Origin of the sequence: Streptosporangium roseum DSM 43021 (assembly GCF_000024865.1) — a bacterium.
GTDB classification, from domain to species: domain Bacteria; phylum Actinomycetota; class Actinomycetes; order Streptosporangiales; family Streptosporangiaceae; genus Streptosporangium; species Streptosporangium roseum.
This window is the reverse complement of the sequence record NC_013595.1, coordinates 1,999,728-2,023,118: the sequence shown is the minus strand read 5'-3', so window position 1 is coordinate 2,023,118 and position 23,391 is coordinate 1,999,728. Positions and strand designations below refer to the sequence as shown.

The following is a 23,391-nucleotide window of genomic DNA, read 5'->3' as shown; positions in this document are numbered from 1 at the left end:
CCCTCGTCGTCCAAGGTCGGCCGGCGGCTCAGCCCTTCGTGAGGTCGGCCAGCGGAACCGAGGGATCGGCGAGCCTGTCGGGGTCGACCCGCACGCCGGCGCGGATCAGCTCCTGCGCCGGCGCGATGCCCTCGTCCCACTGGTTGACGTGCATTCCCGCCACGACACGGCCGCCGGAGAGCCAGAAGGCGTGAAAGGCCCGCGCCTCCAGGTCCCCGCGGACCACGACGGAGTCGTAGCCGCCCGGCGCGAACCAGCCGGAGAACTCCATGCCGACGTCGTACTGGTCGGTGAAGAAGTAGGGCGGCCGGTCGTAGACGACCTTCTGCCCGAGCATGGACCTGCCGGCGGCCAGTCCCCCGTTGAGCGCGTTGGCCCAGTGCTCGACGCGGATCCGGGTGCCGTACAGGGGGTTGAACGCACTGGCCACGTCACCGGCGGCGTAGACGTCGGGGTCCTCGGTGCGCAGGGACGCGTCGACGACGATCCCGTCGTCGACGGCCAGGCCCGCCCGCTCGGCGAGTTCGGTGCAGGGACGCACGCCGACACCGACGATCACCACGTCAGCCGGGATCTCGCCGCCGTCGCCGGTGGCCACCGCCCGGACGCGCCCGGTGCCGAGGAACCCGGTCACTCCCAGGCCGAGCCGTACGTCGACGCCCTGCCGGCGGTGCACGCCGGCGAAGAAGGCGCCCATCTCGGGGCCGAGCGCCGCCCGCAGCGGCACCGGCTGGGGCTCGACGACGGTCACCTCGCAGCCGTACCCGCGGGCGGCGGCCGCGGTCTCCAGCCCGATCCACCCGGCTCCCACGACGACGACCCTGCCCCCGCCGCCGACGGCCTCGCGCAACCGCTCGGAGTCGCCGAGGCCGCGCAGGTAGTGCACGCCGTCCAGGTCCGCGCCGGGCACGTCGAGGCGGCGCGGGGACGAGCCGGGGGCGAGCAGCAGCTTGGCGTATCCCAGCCGCCGGCCGTCGTCGAGCTCCACCTGGTGCCCGGCCCGGTCGAGGCCGGTCACGCGACACCCGAGCAGGAGCTCCACGGAGTTCTCGGCGTACCAGCCCTCGTCGTGGACGTAGACCTTGGCCTTCTCCTCCTTGCCGAGCAGGTAGCCCTTGGAGAGCGGGGGCCGCTCGTACGGGCGTTCGGCCTCGGCCCCGACCAGCGTGATCCCGCCCGCGAAGCCCTCCTCCCGCAGGGACTGCGCGGCCTTCGCCCCGGCCAGGCCCGCTCCGACGATGACGAACGTCTGCTCGGTAGTCATGGGTCCCTTCCTATCCGATTACCCCGCCGGTTCCAATGAGCGGCTCACGGCCCGCGACCTGACTAGGCTCCCCCGCATGCCTTCTCGCACCCCTGCCGCCGGGCCGCCGCGGCCGAAAGAACCCCGCTCCCCCAGGCTCGCGGCCTCGCTCGCCGCCGTGGAGCACTTCGACCGCGATCTTGAGGATGACGGCGTCTACAAGTCGATGGAGTTCAGAGGCGTCGACCTGTCGTCCCGCGACGCGGACGCGGTCGAGTTCGAGGGCTGCCGGTTCGTCGACACACGCCTGTCGGGTACGGCGATGCGCCGGGGCGGTTTCTCCAACGTGGAACTGGAGCGCTGCGACCTGTCGGGAATGGCGGCCAGGGCGTCGTCGATGCACCGCACCCGCGTGTCCGCCAGCCGGTTGACCGGCATGACCTGGTCCGAGTGCGGGTTCAAGGACGTGACGTTCGACGCCTGTCGCGCCGACCTGACGGGGTTCCGGTTCTCGACCTTCAAGAACGCCGTCTTCCATGACTGCGCCCTCCCGGAGGCGAACTTCCAGAACGCGGACCTGAGAGGGGTCCGGTTCGAGCGCTGCAACCTGACCGGTGCCCAGTTCTCCGGCGCGGAGATGGAAGGGGCCCGGTTCGCCGACTGCGTGCTGCTGGGGATCGGCGGCGTGACCAGCCTCAGGGGCGTGACCATCAGGAGCCGGGACGCCCAGGGGCTGGTCCACAGCCTGGCGAGCGCCATGGGGATCACCATCGAGGAGTAGGACGGCCGGTTCCGGTGGCCCGTCCCGCGCCCCCTCAGGCACGGGGCTCCGTACGGGCCCGTCAAGGTGCGCGGCCAGGCCGCGATCTCCGTTACGGCCCGGAACGCACGGGAAACGCGCGCACACCGGCCGGCAGAAAGCCATCCCATCCTGATGAAATCCCGCTCCGCACAAGTGGGGCTCCGCACAAGTGGGACGGAGCGCCGCGACAGCCCGACAAAAGGCCCGGAATCACACGCGCCCGCGACACGCAAGATTCTCGACCCTCAAAAAGAGGAAACTTTCGTTTACCCCCGCCAAAACCAAATTCTCCACTCCGCGAAAAGGGGTTCTATATATTGCCTACGCCTTCAAGATCGCGCCACGGACGGGAATTTCAACGAGCCCCGCCCGCGGTGCACCATTTCGCATAGGAGCATGCCGCATGCCATTGAAGAGACGATCTGTCCGAGCCATGGTGAGCTGCGCCTTCGCAGCGGCAGCCGTCGTCAGCCTCGGGGCTTCCTCCTCCGCGCAAGCAAGCATCCCGGACATCTCGCCCGCCCCTCGGCTCTCGGTCGCGGAGCCGCCCCCCAAGCCCAAGGCTCGCGCCCTGACGGCCGACGAGATCCGCAAGAAGGGGCTGGCCCAGTACATCGACATGTCCCGCCAGAAGGAAATCGCCCCCACGCTGATCGACGGCTCGCAGGGTAAACTCACCGCGAGCGTTCCCCCTCCCGTCAAGAAACCCGCCAAGGCCAGCAACAGGAGCTACGCGTCAGGCTGCTGGTATCTGGAGACCGAATCCGGTTCCGCCACTTACGCGGGAACCGCTTACCACACATGGTGCGGCGACGGCGTCCAGATCACATACACCTCGGCGAGCTGCAACGGGAGCACGAGCGGGCCCACCCGCAAGTACGAGGGCTGCCAGAACATCCAGGGCTACGGGCTGGGCTGGAACGTCTGGGACGTCACAGACAAATGGCATTTCTGCTCGTCTTATAACCCCTACACCGGCGTGTGCTCCGCACGGATACACCCGTGGCAGAAGAACCGCTACGACGCGAACGGCCAGGTCTGGCTTCTTGGATGGGGCAACTAAGGGCTAGCCTCCCGACCACACGGGCTCCATGCCACGGCGACGGCGCCGGCCTCCCCACGGCCGGCGCCGTCGCCGTCTCCGCACACGTCGGCCGCCGAGGAACCCGCGCCTCCGACCGCGCCTCCCGGACACATGACCGCCGCCCGCGCACCGCCGCACGGCAAGCAGGGCACCGCCGCACGGCAGGCCGGACACCGCCGCACGGCAAGTGGGGCACCGCCGCACGCCGCCGCCCGAGCGGGAGGACGGGTGGGCCTCCGCACTAATTTCATCACTCGTTGACTTTCCAGGTGGCCCGGCTTAACGTTGCAGACACGCATTGGTTGCGGTGATGCAAGGAGACGCGCCGATGTACGGCACCCCACTGATCCTGAAATTTGATGACATCGATGCGGGGATGCTGCCTCTCGTCGGCGGCAAGGCCGCGAACCTCGGCGTGCTCACCGCTGCCGGGCTCCCCGTCCCCCCGGGACTCTGCGTCACCACCGAGGCCTACCGGAGGGTCACCGAGCAGGCAGGGCTGGAGGACGTGCTCGACGCCCTCGCCGTCACGGCCGCCGGGGAGACCCGGGTTCTGAACGAGCTGGCCGGCCGGGCCCGCGAGCTCGTGCTGTCCGCCCCGGTGCCCGCCGACATCGCCGACGCCGTACGGCGGAGCGCGCACGGCCCCGTCGCGGTCCGCTCCTCGGCCACCGCCGAGGACCTGCCGCACGCCAGCTTCGCCGGCCAGCAGGACACCTACCTCAACGTGATCGGCGCCGACGCCGTGCTGGACGCGGTCCGGCGCTGCTGGGCCTCGCTCTGGACCGACCGGGCCGTGGCCTACCGCGCCGCCAACGGCATCGACCACCGGGCCGTGCTGCTGGCCGTCGTGATCCAGGAGATGGTCCAGTCGGAGGTCGCCGGGGTGATGTTCACCGCCAACCCGGTCACCGGACGGCGGCGCGAGGCGGTCATCGACGCGAGTCCGGGCCTCGGCGAGGCCGTGGTGTCCGGCGCGGTCAATCCCGACCACTTCGTGGTGGACACCGCCACCGGGCGGATCACCGCGCGGCGGCTGGGCGACAAGCGGCTGGCCGTACGGTCCCTGCCCGGTGGCGGCGTCGAACACGTCGAGACCGCCGTGGAGGGCGCCTGCGTCACCGACGCCCAGGTCCGGGCGCTGGCCGAGCTGGGCGGCCGGGTCGAGGACCACTACGGCTCCCCGCAGGACACCGAGTGGGCCGTCGACGCCGGCGGCGCCCTCTGGCTGACCCAGGCACGGCCGATCACCACCCTCTTCCCGATCCCCCGGCACCCGCGTCCGGCCGGAGCGGGTCACCCGGAGGACCGGACCACCCGTCTCCGCGCCGGGCACGGAGGGTCGGGCGGCTCCGGCCCGGACGGCGGGGCGCAGGGCGGCGCGCGGATCTACTTCTCCTTCAGCGTGGCCCAGGGCATCTACGCGCCGATCACCCCGATGGGCATGTCGGCCTTCCGGCTGCTGTCGTCGTCGGCCGCCGCCCTGCTGGGCACCCCGGTCACCGACCGGCTGGACGGGGCGCCCCAGTTCGCCGAGGCGGCCAGCCGGATGTTCATCGACGTCACGGGGATCATGCGCAGCCGGGTGGGCCGGATGGGCCTGCCCCGGGTGCTCGACGTGATGGAGGCCAGGTCGGCCACCGTGCTGCGCGGCCTGTCCGACGATCCCCGCTTCAGCGTGACCCAGCGCTCGGTGCGCCCCGCCCTGCGCCGGCTCGTCAGGAACGCGATCCGCTTCCGCATCCCGGCACGCGCCGCGCAGGCCCTCGTGATGCCCGAGAAGGCGCACCGGCGTGCGGAGCGGCTGGGAGTACGGCTCCGGACACAGCCGGCCGCTCCGGCGGGCGCCACCGCCCTCGAACGGCTCGACCACGTCGAACGGATCCTGGGCACCCGTGCCGTCCCCCTGCTGCCGACCGTCCTGCCGGGGCCGCTGGCCGGGTTCGCCATGCTCGGCCTGGCCTACCGCCTCCTCGGCGACCGCGCCCGGCCCGGTGAGCTCCAGACCGTCCTGCGGGGACTGCCGCACAACGTGACCACCGAGATGGACCTGGCGCTGTGGCACCTGGCCACCCGGATCCGCGCCGACCGGGAGGCCGCCTCCCTGCTGCTCGGCACACCGGCCGCCGAGCTGGCGGCCCGCTTCGGCGCCGGGTCGCTGCCCGGCGTGGTGGACCGGGGCCTGAAGGAGTTCCTGTCCGTCTACGGCGTCCGCGCGGTCGCCGAGATCGACCTCGGCGTGCCCCGCTGGTCGGAGGATCCGACGCACGTCATCGGCGTCCTGGCCAACTATCTCCGCCTGGAGGACCCCGCGCTCTCCCCCGACGCCCTGTTCGCCAGGGGCGCCGCGGAGGCCGTTCTCATGATCAAAACCCTGAGCGCCCGCGTGGGGGGCGTCCGGGGCCGGGTCGTCCGCTTCGCCCTGGGCCGGGCCCGGGCCCTGGCTGGCGTGCGCGAGCTGCCCAAGTTCTACATGGTGACCATCCTGGCCGCCATGCGCGCCGAGCTGGTGACCGTCGGCGCCGACCTGACCGCCCGCGGCCTCCTCGACTCGCCCCGGGACATCTTCTTCCTGACCCTGGAAGAGGCCCGCACCGCCCTCACGGCCGCATCCGGGAAAACCACCCCCGAACAGAACGCACCGACCACCCCCGAGGGGAGCACACCGGCCACCCCCGGACAGAGCACACCGACCACCCCCGGGGGAAGAACGCCGACCACCCCCGGAGGGAGAGCGCCGACCGCCCCCGGACAGAGCGCACCGACCACCCCCGGCGACGCGGCGCCGCCGTACCCCGCGGGGCTGCGGGCGCTCGTCTCCGAGCGGCGCGAGGACGCCGCGCGCGAGCGGCGCCGCAGGCACCTGCCGCGTGTCCTGCTGTCGGACGGCACCGAGCCCGAGGCGGTCGCCACGTCGGCCCCGGTGGACGGCGCGCTCACCGGCACACCGGCCTCCGCGGGCAGCGTCACGGGGATCGCCCGGGTGGTCCTCGACCCGGTCGGCGCCCACCTGGAGCCCGGCGAGATCCTGGTCTGCCCTTCCACCGACCCCGGCTGGACCCCGCTGTTCCTCACCGCGGGAGGCCTGGTCATGGAGATGGGCGGCGCCAACTCGCACGGCGCGGTGGTCGCGCGCGAGTACGGCATCCCGGCCGTCGTGGGCGTCGCCCGCGCGACCGAGCACATCGTCACCGGCCAGCGGATCACCCTGGACGGCACCTCCGGCGCGGTGATCACGACCTGAGACCGGGGCCCGGCTCCGTAGCGGGAAACACGGTGAGAGCGTCCCGCCGGGTCGGATCCCGGCTGTAGCGGCCCGCCGGGCGGGCCGCTCCGCGACCGCGTGCGCTGACGGCCCCGATACGGCCGCCCGGCACGCCGGTCACCGGGACCTCCGATCATGAGTACACCGATCGCCAGGGCTCTTGGTCGCCGAGCACACCGGCCACCGGCCACCGGCCAACCCGATCACGAGCACGCCGTTGCCGGAAATCCCGATCGCCGGGCACACCGGCCCCGGAAAACTCCGGTCGCCGAATTGAAACGATAGATATGCGACCTGTTTTACGCCGTTCCGGAAATGCCCGGCAGCAGGTATGCCCGCTCCACACTCCGGCGCTGCTCAGCGAAGGGCCAACCCCCCATTGGGCAAATATGGGCAAACAGGAATCACCATTGACAGCCTTGGCGAGGTAGGCCATTTTATCGGAGGAGGTGCCGACAATTCGCCTCCCGATAATCACCTTGCCGCCCGCCCGGTAAAACGAAACACCAGGTCCGTCGGGATATACGCGATGTTCGGGCGCTTGCCGGTTTCAGTGGTGTCATGGATTTACTGGGAGGAATTCACTCGTCAACGACCCTGGTCTGAAGGTCGGGGCTTGAGGTGTGCCGCACCGCGCACCGATAGCCCCACGTTGACCAGCCCCAGCCATCAGCTCAAGGAGGTGCATTTTGATGGCTACGTTGAACACAAGACAGCAGACCCACCGGCAGGTGCTTCCTCAGTCTGCCGCTCTGGAATCCGTGGGAGCAGACACCCCGCAGGGTCGGGACGAAACGGCTCACGGACACCGCCACACGGCGGTACCTGGTGTTCAACATGGGCGAGGGGAGACCGAGCGGATCGGCACCCGGTCCGCTCGGCGTCACCCTGACCTGGCTTCGGCCGGGGAGGGAGCGGGCAGTTCAGCCCACCCGGTCGTGTTCGTCCTCGACAAGCACGGCCAACCGCTACAGCCCACGAGCCCGGCCTACGCGCGCAAACTCCTGCGCTCAGGCCGGGCTGTGGTGCACCGTCACACCCCGTTCGTCATCCGTCTCAAGGACCGCACCGCCGCCGACTCCACCGTCGAAGGCATGCACGTCGGCATAGACCCCGGCAGCAAGCACACCGGCATTGCCGTGTTCACCGAGCACGGCGGGAGCCGTACCGGCAGGTACGCGCTCCAGCTCGACCACCGAGGCGCAGCGATCCGCGACAAGCTCGCCTCGCGGGCCGCGCTGCGCCGGGGACGTAGGTCCCGGAACCTGCGCTACCGCGCGCCCCGATTCAACAACCGCACCAAACCCAAGGGGTGGCTCGCGCCGTCCCTGAAACACCGTATGGACACCACCATGTCGTGGGCGGACCGCCTGAGGCGCTGGGCACCCGTCAGCGCCGTGCATGTGGAGCGGGTCGCGTTCGACACGCACGCCCTGTCGGCCGGTAGGCCGCTTGAAGGAGCGGCCTACCAGCAGGGCACCCTCGTCGGGTACGAGGTGCGCGAATACCTACTGGCCAAATGGGGCCGGGCGTGCGCGTACTGCGGAATCTCCAGGACGCCGCTGAACATCGACCACATCCATCCGCGCTCCCGAGGTGGCTGCGATCGGATCAGCAACCTGACCGTGGCCTGCATCCCGTGCAACCAGACCAAGAACGCCACCCCCGTGGAGGAGTTCCTCAAAGCCAAGCCCACCCTGCTGGCGAAGATCCTCAAGCAGGCCAAGGCTCCGCTGCGCGACGCCGCCGCCGTCAACGCCACCCGGTGGGCACTGTGGCGGGCGCTGGAGGCGACCGGCCTGCCGGTCGCGACGGCGTCGGGCGCACGCACCAAGTGGAACCGGTCTCGCACCGGCGCCGCCAAGTCGCACGCGTTGGACGCGCTGCACGTCGGCCACCTGGAGACCGTGGCCGGCTGGCCGTCCACGGTCCTGGTGGTCACGGCGACCGGACGCGGTAGCTACGCCCGCACCACGCCCGACCGATACGGGTTCCCCCGCCTCGTCCGGCCACGGATCAAATTGCACCACGGCTTCCAAACCGGCGGCCTGGTCCGGGCGAACGTCCCGGCAGGCAAGAAAGCCGGGGTTCACCTCGGGCGAGTCCTGGTCCGGTCCTCCGGCTCGTTCGACATCACTACCCGGCACGGTCGCGTCGCCGGGATCAGCCACAGGCATGTCCGTCATCTTCAGCGCGCGGACGGCTACGGCTACACGACTCGGAAAGAAGCTGATCGAAATGACTGACCGGCTAGGACACGCTCGGGCCTTGGCGGCCCTCCCGCTCCCGATTCCTTCCCGGCCTGAAGGCCGGGGCACCCTCGGCAGGTTCTGATGAAAAGTTCTCATGCGCGTTTTCATGTGCCCGGCGCGCTCAGGCGCGTCCTGGCCGGCGCCGCCACACTCGCGCTGACGGCCTCGGCCGTGGTCGCCCAGGGCGGCACCGCGGCGGCGGCCCCCGGCACCCCGGGGGTGCCGCAGGCTCCGGCGGTCGTCTTCGCCGAGGACTTCGAGAACGGCCAGGGCGCCACACCCATCCTGATCACCGGCTACACCGGGGCGGCACCCGCCGGCCAGACCTACACCGCCGACCCGGCATGGCTGACCGCCTGCAACGGCTGGATCGCCTCGCAGCGCAACCCGGCCACCGAGCCGGCGAACAGCGGCTGCGGCGGATGGTGGACCTCGGTCAAGCAACTGGCCGGCACACTGGGCCAGTGGGCGGGCGGCAATCCGGCGACCAACCACGCCGTCACCGCCTACACCAGCGCCAACCCCGGCTCGGGCAAGACCCAGCTGGAGGCCGTCAGGCCCGTCAGTATCGGCGCCCCCGACCGCTTCCTGACCTTCTCGGTCGACGCCGCCGAGGTCAACTGCCACGCCAACCACGCCAAGCTCGGCTTCTACCTGCTGGACGGCTCGACGGCGGTGCCCACCTTCACCACCCCGATCGAGCCGTGCGCCCACCCCAGCACGACCATCAACGGGATCGGCGTGGGCACCTACACCAGTGACAGCCCCGTGCTGTTCGGCGGCTCCACGGTGGGGCTCCGGCTGGTCAACTTCCAGGCCAGCGGTTACGGCAACGACGCCGCGTTCGACAACGTGCGGATCCTGGACGTCACGCCCCAGCTCGACGCCGGCTACGGTCCCGCTTCGGTCGAGGTGGGCGCCGAGTCGACGCTGACGTTCACCGTCACCAACACCAGCGAGCTGGCGGTGAAGAAGGGCTGGTCGTTCCGGGAGAAGCTGCCCTCCGGCCTGACCGTCGCGGCCACCGCTCCGGTGACCGACTGCGCGGACGCGACGGTGACGGCGCCGGCGGGCGGCGCGCAGATCGGCGTGACCGGGACGCTGGCCGCCGGCAAGGCGTCCTGCACCGTCAAGGTGGCGGTGACGTCCGCACGGGCCGGCACCTACACCACCTGCGCCGGCGACCTGACCGCCCATGCGGGGATCATCCCGCCGGGATGCGCCGAAGTGAGGTTCGTCCCGCCCGTCCTGGTGTTCGACGCCCACGCGCACGGCGGCCGCGTCACCACCCCGCTGCTCGGCGTCCCGCCGCTCGCGCCGTCCGACATCACCTGCACCAGGACCGCCGGCACCGACGACGCCACGCTGGCCCGCGCCACGCCGGCCGGTCTCGGCACGCTGGGGGTCATCACCACCACGGCCTCGGGCGCGGTCGACGCGGCGGGGCTCCGCACCGCCACGGCCACGGCCACGACGGCCCGTCTCAGCCTGCTCGACGGCCTCGTCACCGCCGACGAGATCACCTCGACGGCGAAGGCCCAGGGCGACGACTCCGGAGACGTGAGCACCACCGGCCGGGTGGAGCTCACCAACCTGAAGGTCAACGGCGTCTCGATCGTCGACCCCAGCGCCGGGCTCACGATCGACATCCCGCTGGTGGCCAAGGTCGTGATCAACGAGCGGGTGGCGATCGCCGGCGGCAACGGCATCGCGGTCAACGCCATCCACATCCGCACCGTGGCAGGCGCCGAGATCGTCATCAGCCACGCCAGGGCCGCGCTGACCGTGCCAGGAAAGCCCTGCCCGACCGCCTGACCGCGCCACCCGCCGGGGCCGGGGCGCGGCGCCCCGTCCCCGGCCCCCACGGGGAGACACCGGTGATCCCCCACAGGGAGACACCGGTGATCGGCGAACGGCGCGCCCACGGGCCGCGGGCCGTCACGGGAGACGCCCACGATCAGGGCGGAATATGCCCTCACGTAGACGGAATCGGCCTGCCTGCGAATCCGTACGGACCCCGGGCGGATCCGAGGGACTCCACGCCGAGGACGTCTGCCAAGGAAAAGGGGCCTATATGTCAACGTTGACATCAGTTGCCCTGGGCGATGAACTCCCCGGGAAGAAACCTCAATGGCCCCGCGCGGTAAAGGGCCGGCGACGCCACCGGAGCGCCTCCCGTCACGTCCGAGAAAGGCGGGCCCATGCCCCACACCCAGGTAGCCGTGCTCGGTGAGTGCGTCGCCGACGCCTTCGCGACCGGGAGCCCGTCGCGGGGCGAGCTCGCCCTGCGCGTCCTCCCCGGCGGGAGTCCCGCGAACACCGCCGTGGCCCTCTCCCGCCTCGGCACCCCCACCCGCTTCCTCGGACGGATCTCCAGAGACTCCTTCGGCGCCCTGTTCCGCGCCCACCTCGGCGCCTCGGGGGTCGACCTGACCGGCTGCGTCACCGCCGACGAGCCCAGCACCCTGGCGGTGGCGACCCTGGACGAGTCGGGGCAGGCCGGCTACACCTTCTACGCGGAGGGCTCCGCCGACTGGCAGTGGAGTACGGCGGAGCTGACCGCCGAGCGGCTCGGCGACGTCTCCTGCCTGCACACCGGCTCCATGGCCCTGGTCGGCGCCCCCGGCGCCGAGCACGTCGAGGAGCTGCTGGCCAGGACCGCCGTCCACGCCACCGTCTCGATCGACCCCAACGTGCGCGCCGCGTTCGTCGACCTGGCCGTCTACCGGGAGCGGATGCCCCTGTGGTGCGCGCTCGCCGACATCGTCAAGCTGAGCGACGACGACCTGGGGCAGATCCACCCCGGCGAGCCCCTCGAAGAGGTCTGCGACGCCTGGCACGCCGCGGGCGCCCGCCTGATCGTGGTGACCCGCGGCCCCCGGGGCGCGACCGTCTCCCTCGACGGCGAGCGGGCGACGGTGCCCGCACCCGCCACGGAGGTCGTGGACACGGTCGGCGCCGGCGACTCCTTCACCGCCGCCTTCCTGCACCGGCTGCACGCCTCCGGCCTGCTCGGCGGGCGGCTCGACTCCGTCGGGCTCGACGAGGCCATGGAGGCGGCGGCCTTCGCCACCCGTGCCGCCGCGCTCACCTGCTCGGTGGCCGGAGCCAACCCGCCGTGGGCGGGCGACCTGAACGGCTGACGGAACCGACCCGCCACAGGCGCACGACCTGGACGGCTGACGGGGCCGGTCCGGCGCGTCCCCGTGCCCTGGCCGGCTGGCGCCGGGAGGCGGGCCGCCGCGGGCAGGTGACGCGGACCGGCCCGGCGCGGGAGGCGCCCCGGCCGGAGAGGTGCCTCGACCGGGCGCCCGTGGGAGAGCATGATGGCCTGATGTCGTACGTTGACGCCTTCGCCCGCAGCATCGCCGATCCCGGAGGGTTCTGGACCGAGGCCGCCGGGGCCGTCACCTGGACCCGGGCGCCGGGCCAGGCGCTGGACGACGGGAATCCGCCGTTCTACCGCTGGTTCCCGGACGGGGAGCTGAACACCTGCTTCAACGCGCTCGACCGGCATGTCGAGGCGGGGCACGGCGACCGGGTCGCGCTGATCCACGACAGTCCCGTCACCGGGACCCGCCGCCGGTACACCTACGCCGAACTGCTCGACGAGGTCGCCCGGTTCGCCGGGGTGCTGCGCTCGCTCGGCGTCGAGAAGGGCGACCGGGTGGTGGTCTACATGCCGATGGTCCCGGAGGCGGTGATCGCCATGCTGGCCTGCGCGCGGCTGGGGGCGGTGCACTCGGTGGTGTTCGGCGGGTTCGCGCCCAAGGAGCTGGCGGTCCGGATCGACGACGCGCGGCCCAGGGTCGTCGTGTCGGCCTCCTGCGGGATCGAACCCGGCCGGGTCGTGCCGTACAAGCCGATGCTGGACGCCGCGCTGGAGCTGGCCGGGCACCGGCCCGCGCACTGCGTGATCCTCCAGCGCGAGCAGGCGCCGGCGGAGCTGGTGCCCGGCAGGGACGTGGACTGGGCGAGCGCGGACGCCGAGCCGGCCGGGTGCGTGCCGGTGCGGGCCACCGACCCGCTCTACATCCTCTACACCAGCGGGACCACCGGCCTGCCGAAGGGCGTCGTGCGTGACAACGGCGGGCACGCGGTGGCGCTGCTGTGGAGCATGACGAACGTCTACGGCATCGGGCCGGGTGAGGTGTTCTGGGCGGCCTCCGACGTCGGCTGGGTGGTCGGCCACTCCTACATCGTGTACGGCCCGCTGCTGCTCGGCGCCACGACCGTGCTCTACGAGGGCAAGCCGGTCGGCACCCCGGACGCGGGCGCCTTCTGGCGGGTGATCGCCGAGTACGGGGTGAACGCGCTGTTCACAGCACCGACCGCGTTCCGGGCGATCAAGAAGGAGGACCCGGAGGCGGCCCTGCTGGGCGACTACGACGTCTCGTCGCTGCGGACGCTGTTCCTCGCCGGAGAGCGGCTGGACCCCGACACCTACCACTGGGCGTCGGACAGGCTCGGCGTCCCGGTGGTCGACCACTGGTGGCAGACCGAGACCGGCTGGCCCGTCGCCGCCAACCTGCGCGGACTGGAGCCCATGCCGATCAAGCCCGGCTCTCCCACCGTGCCCGTCCCCGGCTACGACGTGCGCGTGCTCACGCCCTCGGGCGCCGAGTGCGCCCCCGGCGAGGAGGGCGCGATCTGCATCCGGCTGCCGCTCCCGCCCGGCACGCTCCCCACGCTCTGGCAGGACGACGAGCGCTACGTGAAGTCCTACCTGTCGGCCTTCCCGGGCCACTACCTGACCGGCGACGGCGGCTACGTGGACGAGGACGGCTACCTGTTCGTGATGGGCCGCACCGACGACGTGATCAACGTGGCCGGGCACCGGCTGTCCACCGGGTCCATGGAGGCGGTGCTGGCCGCGCATCCGGCCGTGGCCGAATGCGCGGTGATCGGGGTGGCCGACGAGCTGAAGGGCCAGGTCCCGCGCGGCTTCGTGGTGCTGAAGAGCGGGGTGGAGACCGACCCCGCGGCGCTACGGGCCGAGCTGGTCCAGGCGGTCCGCGATCAGGTGGGCGCCGTGGCGGCGTTCAAGCAGGTGGACGTGGTCCCGGCGCTGCCGAAGACCAGGTCGGGCAAGATCCTCCGCAAGACCATGCGCGGCATCGCCGAGGGCTCCGACGAGCCGGTTCCCTCGACCATCGAGGACGCGACGGTGCTGGACGCCCTCCGCTCGATCGTGACCCCACGCTGATCGCACCGGACACGCCGGCCGCCGGGGGGCGGTTCAGGGGACGGAGTCCTTCTCCTCCGGCGCCCCGCGTCCTCGCCGCTTCCTCCCACCCGGGAGTGCGCGGGCGATCGGCTCCGAACGGCTGGCGATCAGCGGTCCGAGCAGGGCGAGCACGAGCACGTATCCCGCGATGAACGGCGCGAGCCTGGTGTCCAGCCCGGCGGCCAGTGCCATGGTCGCCAGGACGAGGGCGAACTCTCCGCGGGAGAGGACGGTGAGCGAGATGTTGACCGCCTCCATCCTGCCGAAGGAGTTCAGCTTGGCGGCCAGCACGCCGGCCGCGATGTTGAGCAGCACCGTGATCGCCACCGCGATCACGATGGGCCAGGCCACCGAGAGCATGTCGCCCGGCTCGATGGACAGGCCGAACGCGAAGAAGAACAGCGCGGCGAAGGCGTCCCGGAGCGGGTGGACGAGCTGGCGGATGCGCGGCGCCGCCTTGGTCGAGCTCAGAATGAGTCCGATCATGAAGGCTCCGATGGCGTCGGAGACGCCGAGCTCCTCCGCGACACCGGCGGTGAAGATCGCCAGACCGGTGAACATGACCACGAGCAGCTCGTCGTCCCTGGTCGTGACGAGCGTGTTGACCAGCCGCGTCCCCCAGCGGGCCAGCGCGGTCAGCACGATCAGGAAGGCGAACGCCTTGCCGAAGGAGATCGCGGCGGCGGCGAAGGTGTCGGCACCGCTGAGCACCGGCTGCAGCACGGCCAGGTAGAGCGCGAGGAAGACGTCCTCGACCACGATGATGCCGAGGATGAGGCGGCTCTCCGGGTTGCCGAGCCGGCCGAGGTCGACGAGCAGCTTGGTCACGATGGCCGAGGAGGAGATGCCGATGACGCCGGCCAGGACCAGGGCCTCCCTGCTCCCCCAGCCGACGGCGAACCCGAAGGCCAGTCCACCGCCGACGTTGAGCAGGATGTAGAGGACCCCCGCCAGCACCAGCCGCCTGCCTCCCGCGACCAGGTCGTCCAGGGAGAACTCCAGGCCGAGGTAGAACAGCAGGAAGATCAGGCCGAGCGCGGCGATGACCTTCAGGTCCGCCGGGTTGTCGACCAGGGCGAGACCGGGCGTGTGCGGGCCGAAGATGATGCCCGCGAGCATGAACAGGGGGATGGTCGGCAGCCCTATCCGGGTGCCGAGTCTGGCGATGATCCCCGCGGCGAGGAAGGAGCCGCCGAGGGCGATGAGAGCGTCACCCAGTGCCACGATGACCCCTTTCGGGGCAGATTCCGGGCATGGTGAACGCGCATTCGTAGAACATGAAAACCTCCGTCGAGCGATCTGGTGTCAGGGCGTCACAGATCGCCGGACGGAGGCGCCCGGGGTTCGGAGCTGTCGCGTACGGCCCGCACGGCGGGAGCCGTACGGGGGCGTGGGGCCGGGAGCCGTATCCCCTGCCCCTGGCCGGCCACTCCCGTGCACGGCGGGGGCAGGCAGCGGTCCACCTGATGATGGACGGCAGGGGGGAGCATCGCGCCCCCCGCCAGCGTGATCGCGAGTCCAGGCTCGTGATGGCGTCCATCGGGGGCTGGAAGCGGCGCGTGGACGAAGGCGAACAGAGCCAGCAGAAGGGCGGCGACCGTACCGACGACCCTCCGCGACAAACCGGACCCTAACGCTTGATGGAATTGTCCATTACTTTATCATTTGTCCGCAGATGGGATTGGGGTGCCGTATAGGCCCACTGCCAGACCAGCTCAAGCGGCCCCCGCTCGAAACGGCGCAGCCACAGCGTGGACAGCGCCATGAACAGGGCGCAGACACCCGCCCAGGCGGCGACCACCCACCACGGCCGCAGCTCGTCGAACTCCGCGGCCAGCCCCAGCCCCCAGCCGTAGCAGAGCGCCGCGGCGGCCAGGTTCTGGAAGACGTAGCAGCTCAGCGCGGTGCGTCCGACGTTGGTCAGGCCCCGCCGCAGCAGGCCGGGAGCACCGGCCATCCGATGCACGAGCGTCGTGACCAGGGCGAGCAGGCCCAGCGCCACCAGCGGGGGCAGCAGGTAGCGGTCGACCAGGAACCAGGTCTCCCCGGCGAAGGAGGTCAGCAGGTTGAGCGGGGCGCCCACGCCGAACCCGATGACCATGAGCTTCCGGCGGAGGGCGGCGCCCCGCCCGGACTCCTCGAACACCCCGGCGCGCATCAGCCGCGAGCCCAGCAGGAACAGCACGATCCCCATCGGGACGATGAACACGGCCTCGATCCGGTAGACGCCGACCAGCTCGATCCGGGCGGCGACCTGGTCGAGGTAGGAGCCCTCGGAGAACAGCGTGGACGGCGCCGCGGCCGGCGGGGCCATGCCGGCCCGGCCGTAGGCCAGGGCGAGGGTGACCAGTCCGACCAGCACCGCGAACACCGAGCCCACGGTGATCATCCAGGCCCTGACCGCCCGGTCGCTCCGGCCGATCAGGTACGCCACGATGATCGAGGTCAGCGCGTAGCCCATGAGCACGTCGAACTCGAAGATCAGCACATAGTGGATCAGTCCTTCGAGGAACAGCAGTCCCGCCCGCCACAGGTACCAGCCGGGCCAGGGCGCGCCCCGGCGCGCGGCCGAGCGGTACTGCAGCTCCAGCCCGACCCCGAACAGCAGGGTGAGCAGGGCCAGGAACTTGCCGTTGGCCAGGAAGCGGAGGAAGGTCTCCACGGTCCCGGTCCGGCCCAGCGCGTCCAGCAGGCCCTCGGGGCCGGCGGGACTGGTGAAGATCCAGATGTTGGTGCCCAGCGTGCCCATGATGGCGACACCTCTGAGCACGTCCAGCACGTCGATACGTCGCGTCGTCACACCTCAACGATGTCCGGCCCCGGGCCGCCGGACATCGTCACGCGGACCCATCCGGGGCGTACATCGATGGATGTAGGGCACTCGGACTTCAGGCGGCGGTCCCGGCGGGGGACGGCACCCGCCCGCCCCGGCCATCGGCGGCAGAGGGTCCCGCCCGCCTCACGCCTCCCGCAGGATCCGCCGGTGGAGCCGCGCCGCCGCCTCCCGGTCCAGGCCGAACGCCTCCTTCGCCGCCAGCCAGGCCGCCGCCGCGGCACCGTCGCCGGCCAGGGCCGTCGGCGCGCCGAGCCCGTCCCGTACGGCGGAGCACACCGGCCCCTCGCTGGTCAGCACGCTCCCGGCCAGCACGATGGGGGTGTCCTCCCCCTCCTGGCGCACCTCGGCCACCGTCGCGCAGAGCAGCCCGGCCGCCGTCGCCACGATCTTCAGCGCGTCGGGGTCGCCCGCGGCGGCGGCCCGGCTCACCAGCGGCGCCAGCCTCGCCAGCTCCAGCGGGGAGTGTCCCTGGGCGTGGACCACGAGCCGGATGGCCTCCGCCCTGCCGTCCACGGGCGGCCATCCGGCCGCGCGACCATCGCGGCCATCCCGACCGTCCTGGACGTCCCGACCGTCGCGGACGTCGTGGCCATCCCGACTGTCCTGGACACCGCGGCCGTCAGGGCCGTCACGGCCGTCGCTGTCGCGGATCTCCTCGGCGACCAGGCGCGTCAGCAGGCCGTCGCTCTCGCCCCGGCTCAGACCCCGGACGGCCGCGCGGGCCGCCTCCCGCCCCAGCCAGAAACCCGATCCCTGGTCCCCGAGCAGCCAGCCGAGCCCGTCGGAGACCGCCACCGGCTCGCCGTCCTCGATGCGGGCGGCGATGGCGCCGGTCCCCGCGATGAGCACGGTGCCGCGCGGCTCCGCCGTACCGGCGGCGAAGGCGACGCCGAGATCGCCCGTCACGGCAGGGACGCAGCGCAGCCCGGCGGAGGCCCACATCCGGTCGAAGACGGCCCGGTCGAGCGCCCCGACCCCGGCCATCCCGACGACCGCCCCCACCACCTCCGCCGGGTCCACCCCGAGGAGGGCGGGCTCCAGCGCTTGCCGGATGTTGGCGGCGGCCGTGCCGGTGCCGTGGGCCGCCGGATTGCCGCCGGGAGCCCTGCCGTACCCGATCCGCCGCCCCGAGGCGTCGAGCAGGAGCGCGCGCGAGGAGGTGCCGCCGACGTCCAGTCCGAGAACGTACATCGTCACAGGTGCTCGCCGAAGAACGCCGCCGTGGCCTCGACGGCCTGGGTGACGTGGGGCTCGGTGTCGTAGAGGTCGATGTGGAGCCGGGCGTCCAGCCAGACGATCTTCTTGGGGCCGTCCATCCGCTTGTACGCCTCCTCGGCGCCCTCCGGGGAGCAGAACCGGTCTACCACGCCGTGCACGATCAGGCCGGGTTTGGGGGACAGGAAGTCCGCTCCGGTCATGTTGTCCACGGTGATCAGCTCTCGGACGGAGGCCCTGGTGACCTCGTTGCGCCAGTGTGCCGAGGCGCCGCGCTCGGTGCCGTAGTAGGCGAACGGCTCGTCGCCCGGCATCGCGGCCTCCCCCTCGGCTGCCACGGCGGGCAGATACGCGACCTCGCCGCCCCGGTCCTGACGCTCCAGCGCCTCGGTGAAGGAGGCCAGCGCGTCCTGGTAGCCGCCGGGCGACATGCCGGCCCGCATGCCGTAGGGGTTGTTGTAGGCCCCGGCGATGCCGGCGAAGGCCTTCACCCGGGGGTCGAACGCGGCGAACCTGAGCGCGTAGCCGGCGCCCAGGCAGATGCCGACCGCGCCGATCCTGCCGCCGTCGGCCTCGGGCCGGGAGCGGAGCAGCGAGACCGCGGCCCGCAGGTCGTGCAGCTTGCCCTGCGCGTCCTCGTGGCAGCGCGGCGTCCCGCCCGACTCGCCCCAGTTGCGATGGTCGAAGGCCAGCGTCACGTATCCCGCCTCGGCGAGCCTGGCCGCGTACAGCCCGGTGACCTGGTCCCGCGTGCCGGTGAACGGCCCGGTGAGGACCAGCGCCGGATGCGGGCCCGCCGTGGCCGGCACCCGCAGGTCGCCGACGAGCCTGACCCCGTCGACGTCGAACTCGACTCTCTCGATCACGCCCCCCAGTCTGTACGGCTCCCGCCCCGGAAGCGAGCGGGGCCGGGCATCGTGGCTCCCGGCTCCCGCCTGGCCGGCGGGGGCCGGGAGCACCGCCTACGAGTCGAACCCGAGGCCCATCCGGTCCAGGGTGCGCAGCCAGAGGTTGCGGCGGCCCTGGTGGAGGTCGGCCTGGGCGATCGACCAGCGGGTCATCTGGATCCCGGCCGAGCGGACCGGCTCGGGCGGGAAGGGGAGCGGCTTCTCCTTGACCATCCGGAGCTCGGTCCGCTCGGTCCGCTCGCCGTTGAGCAGGTCGAGCATGACGTTCGCCCCGAAGCGGGTCGCGCCGACGCCCATGCCGGTGTAGCCGACGGCGTAGGCGAGGCGCCCGCCGTGCGACTGGCCGTAGAAGGCGCTGAACCGGCTGCAGGTGTCGATGATCCCGCCCCACCTGTGGGTGAAGCGGAGCTCGGAGAGCTGCGGGAACGTCGTGGAGAAGTGTTCCGCCAGCTTGACGAAGGTCTCGTCGCGCTGTTCGTACTCCGGCTTGATCTTGCCACCGTTGTAGTAGACCGCGTCGTAGCCGCCCCAGAGGATGCGGTTGTCGGCGGTCAGCCGGTAGTAGTGGAACTGGTTGGCCGAGTCTCCGACACCCTGCCGGTTGTGCCAGCCGACGGAGGCCATCTGGGCGGCGGAGAGCGGCTCGGTCATCAGCGCGTAGTCGTAGACCGGCACCAGGAAGTGCTTCAGCCGCCGCAGCAGCGGCTGGAACACGCCGGTGCCGAGGGCGACCTTGGCCGCTTTGACGGTGCCGTGCGGGGTGAGCAGTTCCATGCCCGTCCCGATGTCCTTCATGTTCCTGACCGGCGTGCGCTCGTAGATGCGCACGCCCATGGAGAGGCAGGCCTGCCGGAGCCCCCATGCCAGCCGGGCGGGATCGACCATGGCGCAGCCGTCGCGTTCCCAGTGTCCACCGATGTAGGTGGGCGAGTTCACCTCCGCCCGGACCTGGTCCTGGTCGAGGGCGTCGAAGCGGATTCCCAGCTCGCGGGCGACCTCCACGCTCTCGCGCATCTCCTCAAGCTGCCAGGGCTCGGTGGCCACGTGCAGCTCGCCGGTGCGTTCGTAGCCGCAGTCGATGTCGTACTTGGCGACGGTCTCGCCGATCTCGTCGAGGTTGGCGACACCCAGGCGCTCGAGTGTGGAGATCTCCTCGGGCCAGCGTTCCAGCCCGTTGGCGATCCCGTGGGTGAGCGTCGCCATCGCGAAGCCGCCGTTGCGGCCGGATGCCGCCCAGCCGATCCTGCGTCCCTCAAGCAGGACCACGTCGAGCGACGGGTCTCGTTCCTTGGCCATCAGGGCGGTCCACAGCCCCGAGAAGCCTCCGCCGACCACCGCCAGATCGGCGGTCGTGTTTCCGAAGAGCCGCGGTCGCGGCTCGGGTTTCGCCGGACTGTCGAGCCAGTACGGCTTGCGCTCCGCATCAGCAAGAGCCTTCAGCGGATCCACAAATCTCACTTCCCTACGGTGAGTCAAATTATTTTTGTGTGTGTATCGCGTGGTCGTGAGGACCACACGCGGGTTCCCCCCGCCTGAATCCGATCTCGCCTCCCTGTTCTCTGCCGAGGATCTGGATACACCGAAGCCCCGTGCCACCCGGTGATGGCACGGGGCTTGACGGCAGCTAGGTGCGGCGGCGCGAGAGCACCGTGTTGAACACGGCGATCGCGACACCTACCGCGAATATAAGCGTTCCCAGGATGTTGACCTGCGGCGGCACCCCGATACGGGTGGCGCCCCAGATCCACAGCGGGAAGGTCTGGGTGGAACCGCTGGTGAACTGGGTGATCACGAAGTCGTCGATGGAGAGCGCGAAGGCCAGCAGCGCGCCCGCGACGACGCCGGGCAGGATCATCGGGAACGTCACCCGCCAGAACGTGATCCACGTGGACGCGCCCAGGTCGCGGGCCGCCTCCTCGATCGAGGGGTCCAGCCCGATCACCCGGGCCCGCACAGTGATGGCCACGAACGACAGGGAGAACAGCACGTGGGCGATGACCACGGTCGCGAAACCGGTCTGCACGCCGCTGCTGATGAACAGCGACAGCAGCGAGGCGCCCATGACCAGCTCCGGCGAGGCGATCGCGGCGAACATCACCAGGTTGGTCGCGCCCTGGCCGCGGAACCGGTAGCGGCCCAGGGCCAGGCCCATGAGCGTGCCGAGCAGCGTCGTGATCACCGTGGCGAGCACCGCGATCTGGATGGAGTTGAGCACCGCCTCGGTCAGGTCGGGGTAGTCGCCCAGCCGTCCCCACCACTTGAGGGTGAAGCCCTGCCAGGTCACGTTCGACTTGCTCTGGGTGTCGTTGAAGCCGAAGACGACCATGACCGCGATCGGCAGGAAGAGCCAGGCGATGATCAGCCAGACGTAGCCCTTGAGCAGCCGGTCGCCGAGCCGGGACCTGCCCCGCACCCGCTTGGCGGGCCCGGTCGCCCGCTGTGTTGTCACCGTGCTCATCGGGCCGCCGCCTCCAGCACGTTCTCGGTGCCGAGCGCCTTGGCGTAGGCGAAGATGCCGACCAGCATCGCCGCCATCAGCGTGAACGACAGCGCGGCGGCGGTCGGGTAGTCGTTGTTGACGAGATACTCGGTCTGGATGATGTTGCCGATCATCGTGTTCTCCGGGCCACCGAGGATGCCGGCGTTGACGTAGTCGGCCGTCATCGGGACGAACGTCATCAGCACCCCGGCGAACACGCCCGGCAGCGAGAGCGGCAGCACGACCTTGGTGAACGCCTCGCGCCTGGCCGCGTACAGGTCCTGGGCGGCCTCGACCACCCGGGGGTCCACCCGCTCCAGGGCCACGTAGATCGGCAGGATCATGAACGGCAGGTAGTTGTAGACCAGGCCGCCGATCACCGCCACCGTCGTCTGCAGCACGTGGAAGTCACCGGGCACCAGGCCCATCGACTTCAGCGGGGACAGCAGCATGCCGTCGTCGGCCAGCAGGAACTTCCACGACACCGTGCGCAGCACGAACGAGACGAAGAACGGCAGCAGCACCAGCAGCAGGTAGGTGGACTTGCGGGGGCCGCCCTTGAAGGCGATCCAGTAGGCCATCGGGTAGGCCAGCGCGACGGAGACGACCGTCGCGGCCAGGCCGTAGCCGGCCGACCGCAGGAACTGCGTCTGGTACTGGACCAGGGCGTCGCCGTACACCGAGAAGTTGAACGTCTGGACGAACCCGTTCACCACGTCGCCCTCCTGGGTGGAGACCGAGGCCATGAAGACCATCGGCACCACCAGGAAGATCGCCAGCCAGAGTCCGCCCGGCAGGATGAGCAGGTAGGGGGCGAGGCGTTTCATCTCCGGTCAGCCCTGGGTGACGGGTTGGAAGATGGACTCGAAGACCTTCTCCTCGGCCGTGGTCAGCGTCTTGTAGGAGCGCAGCTTGGCCATGTCGGCCTCGGAGGGGAAGATCAGCGGGCTCTTGGCGATCTGCTCCAGCGAGGCCTTGTCGTCGCCCTTGGCCTGGGCGGCGTCGGCGAGGATCAGATCCTTGGTGGCGGGCACCGGGGTGATGTAGTTGATGTACTCGACCAGCATCGTGGCGATCTTGGGCTGGTAGACGTAGTCCATCAGCATCAGGGCGTCCAGCGGGTTCTGCGCGGTCTTGGGGATGCACATGTTGTCGGTCCAGATCGTGCCGCCCTCCTCGGGCACCACGAACTTGAGGTCCTTGCCCTCGGCGACCTGCTGGAAGATGTCACCCGACCAGGCCATGGTGATCCACACGTCGCCCCGGACGAGGGCGTCGACGTAGTCGTTCTCGTAGTACTTGCGCACCAGCCCCGCGTCGCGCTGCGCCTTGAGCTTCTCCCCGGCCTTCCGCCAGTCGGCCTCGGTCGACTTGTCGGGGTCGATGCCCAGGGAGAACATGCCGAAGTTGGCCACCTCCTGGGTGTCGAGCATCATGCCGACCTTGCCCTTGTACTTGGGGTTCCAGAGGTCCTGGATGCTCGTGACCTCGTCCACGTACTTGGGGTTGTAGGCGATGCCGGTCAGGCCGACGGTCCACGGGATCGTGTGGGTGTTGTTCGGGTCCCAGGTCGGGTTCTTGACCTTCTGGGCCGCGTTGGCCGCGAAGTTCGGCAGCTTGGAGTGGTCCAGCGGGACCAGGTAGCCCAGGGCGATTGCCTTGCTGAGCTGCAGGCCGTTCGTCAGGACCATCAGGTCGTAGCCGATGTCGTTGTTGGCGGCGAGCAGCGGCTGGACCTTGCCGAAGAACGTGGTGTTGTCCTGGATGGCTTCCTGGTAGGTCACCTTGATGCCGGTGTCGGCGGTGAACATCTCCAGGGACGGATACCTCTTGCCGTCCTTGTCGATGTAGAGCGGCCAGTTGGCGAAGCGCAGGATGTCGTTCTTCTTCTGGGAGGCCCAGAAGTCGGCGACGGCGTCCACCTTGGGCGGCTCCACCTTCTTGCCCTGGACGCCGCAGCCGGCGAGGGCCAGGCCCGCCGCGGACAGCCCGGCCAGGCGGAAGGCGTCACGACGGGTGATCGAGCGGCTCTGCGTCATACCCCGCAGGAAGGCCGGGTCATGTGAGTGGTGCATGGCGG

General features: G+C 71.0%; 16 protein-coding genes. 7 read left to right on the top strand and 9 right to left on the bottom strand.

Features of this window, described 5'->3' with window-relative positions:
* Window positions 1-28: 28 nt before the first annotated feature.
* Entirely contained in the window at window positions 29-1,264 is a 1,236-nt protein-coding gene (locus SROS_RS09150) for an NAD(P)/FAD-dependent oxidoreductase (protein ID WP_012888630.1), read from the bottom strand.
* A gap of 76 nt (window positions 1,265-1,340) precedes the next feature.
* Between SROS_RS09150 and SROS_RS09145 the strand changes: the two genes are divergently transcribed.
* The 7 genes from SROS_RS09145 (at window position 1,341) to SROS_RS09115 (ending at window position 13,852) form a co-directional block, all read left to right on the top strand.
* Window positions 1,341-2,024, top strand: coding sequence for a pentapeptide repeat-containing protein (locus tag SROS_RS09145; protein ID WP_012888629.1), 684 nt, complete (start codon window positions 1,341-1,343; stop codon window positions 2,022-2,024).
* Between the two features lie 430 nt (window positions 2,025-2,454).
* A complete protein-coding gene (locus SROS_RS09140; RefSeq protein ID WP_148269001.1) occupies window positions 2,455-3,108 on the top strand; it encodes a hypothetical protein in 654 nt (217 codons plus the stop codon).
* A 349-nt stretch (window positions 3,109-3,457) separates the two neighbouring features.
* Window positions 3,458-6,373: a PEP/pyruvate-binding domain-containing protein gene (locus SROS_RS52775; protein WP_012888627.1), complete on the top strand. Its 2,916-nt coding sequence runs from the start codon at window positions 3,458-3,460 to the stop codon at window positions 6,371-6,373.
* A gap of 959 nt (window positions 6,374-7,332) precedes the next feature.
* Complete coding sequence (iscB, locus tag SROS_RS09130) at window positions 7,333-8,640, top strand: RNA-guided endonuclease IscB (protein WP_012888626.1); 1,308 nt, start codon at window positions 7,333-7,335, stop codon at window positions 8,638-8,640.
* Between the two features lie 87 nt (window positions 8,641-8,727).
* Window positions 8,728-10,461, top strand: coding sequence for a choice-of-anchor P family protein (locus tag SROS_RS09125; RefSeq protein WP_012888625.1), 1,734 nt, complete (start codon window positions 8,728-8,730; stop codon window positions 10,459-10,461).
* 386 nt (window positions 10,462-10,847) lie between these two features.
* A complete protein-coding gene (locus SROS_RS09120; protein ID WP_012888624.1) occupies window positions 10,848-11,789 on the top strand; it encodes a carbohydrate kinase family protein in 942 nt (313 codons plus the stop codon).
* Between the two features lie 191 nt (window positions 11,790-11,980).
* On the top strand, window positions 11,981-13,852 hold the full coding sequence (locus SROS_RS09115) for a propionyl-CoA synthetase (protein ID WP_043651644.1): 1,872 nt from the start codon (window positions 11,981-11,983) through the stop codon (window positions 13,850-13,852).
* A 33-nt stretch (window positions 13,853-13,885) separates the two neighbouring features.
* Here the strand turns inward: SROS_RS09115 and SROS_RS09110 are convergent, their stop codons facing one another.
* From SROS_RS09110 to SROS_RS09075, 8 genes are all read right to left on the bottom strand, one after another.
* Window positions 13,886-15,097 carry a cation:proton antiporter gene (locus tag SROS_RS09110; RefSeq protein WP_012888622.1) on the bottom strand — a complete coding sequence of 404 codons (1,212 nt, stop codon included), beginning with the start codon at window positions 15,095-15,097 and terminating at the stop codon, window positions 13,886-13,888.
* Window positions 15,098-15,503: 406 nt separating this feature from the next.
* On the bottom strand, window positions 15,504-16,673 hold the full coding sequence (locus SROS_RS09105) for a DUF418 domain-containing protein (protein ID WP_012888621.1): 1,170 nt from the start codon (window positions 16,671-16,673) through the stop codon (window positions 15,504-15,506).
* A gap of 159 nt (window positions 16,674-16,832) precedes the next feature.
* A complete protein-coding gene (locus tag SROS_RS09100) occupies window positions 16,833-17,900 on the bottom strand; it encodes an N-acetylglucosamine kinase (protein WP_012888620.1) in 1,068 nt (355 codons plus the stop codon).
* Window positions 17,901-17,902: 2 nt separating this feature from the next.
* Entirely contained in the window at window positions 17,903-18,790 is an 888-nt protein-coding gene (locus SROS_RS09095) for an alpha/beta hydrolase (protein WP_043651641.1), read from the bottom strand.
* Between the two features lie 96 nt (window positions 18,791-18,886).
* Window positions 18,887-20,281 carry an NAD(P)/FAD-dependent oxidoreductase gene (locus SROS_RS09090; protein WP_012888618.1) on the bottom strand — a complete coding sequence of 465 codons (1,395 nt, stop codon included), beginning with the start codon at window positions 20,279-20,281 and terminating at the stop codon, window positions 18,887-18,889.
* A gap of 175 nt (window positions 20,282-20,456) precedes the next feature.
* The gene (locus SROS_RS09085) at window positions 20,457-21,290 is read right to left on the bottom strand and encodes an ABC transporter permease (RefSeq protein WP_012888617.1); all 834 of its coding nucleotides are present in this window, start codon (window positions 21,288-21,290) and stop codon (window positions 20,457-20,459) included.
* Window positions 21,287-22,138: an ABC transporter permease gene (locus SROS_RS09080; RefSeq protein ID WP_012888616.1), complete on the bottom strand. Its 852-nt coding sequence runs from the start codon at window positions 22,136-22,138 to the stop codon at window positions 21,287-21,289. The genes SROS_RS09085 and SROS_RS09080 overlap by 4 nt, the downstream gene beginning before the upstream one ends.
* A 6-nt stretch (window positions 22,139-22,144) precedes the next feature.
* Window positions 22,145-23,386 (bottom strand): ABC transporter substrate-binding protein, encoded by a 1,242-nt coding sequence (locus SROS_RS09075; RefSeq protein WP_012888615.1) that lies wholly within the window; start codon window positions 23,384-23,386, stop codon window positions 22,145-22,147.
* Between the last annotated feature and the right edge of the window lie 5 nt (window positions 23,387-23,391).

Excerpts from the sequence above, each read along its gene's own strand:
- SROS_RS09150 (WP_012888630.1), bottom strand. The coding sequence starts at position 1,264 with ATGACTACCGAGCAGACGTTCGTCATCGTCGGAGCGGGCCTGGCCGGG.
- SROS_RS09085 (WP_012888617.1), bottom strand. The coding sequence starts at position 21,290 with ATGAGCACGGTGACAACACAGCGGGCGACCGGGCCCGCCAAGCGGGTG.
- SROS_RS09075 (WP_012888615.1), bottom strand. The coding sequence starts at position 23,386 with ATGCACCACTCACATGACCCGGCCTTCCTGCGGGGTATGACGCAGAGC.
- SROS_RS52775 (WP_012888627.1), top strand. The coding sequence starts at position 3,458 with ATGTACGGCACCCCACTGATCCTGAAATTTGATGACATCGATGCGGGG.
- SROS_RS09145 (WP_012888629.1), top strand. The coding sequence starts at position 1,341 with ATGCCTTCTCGCACCCCTGCCGCCGGGCCGCCGCGGCCGAAAGAACCC.
- SROS_RS09115 (WP_043651644.1), top strand. The coding sequence starts at position 11,981 with ATGTCGTACGTTGACGCCTTCGCCCGCAGCATCGCCGATCCCGGAGGG.
- SROS_RS09100 (WP_012888620.1), bottom strand. The coding sequence starts at position 17,900 with ATGTACGTTCTCGGACTGGACGTCGGCGGCACCTCCTCGCGCGCGCTC.
- SROS_RS09120 (WP_012888624.1), top strand. The coding sequence starts at position 10,848 with ATGCCCCACACCCAGGTAGCCGTGCTCGGTGAGTGCGTCGCCGACGCC.
- SROS_RS09080 (WP_012888616.1), bottom strand. The coding sequence starts at position 22,138 with ATGAAACGCCTCGCCCCCTACCTGCTCATCCTGCCGGGCGGACTCTGG.
- SROS_RS09125 (WP_012888625.1), top strand. The coding sequence starts at position 8,728 with ATGAAAAGTTCTCATGCGCGTTTTCATGTGCCCGGCGCGCTCAGGCGC.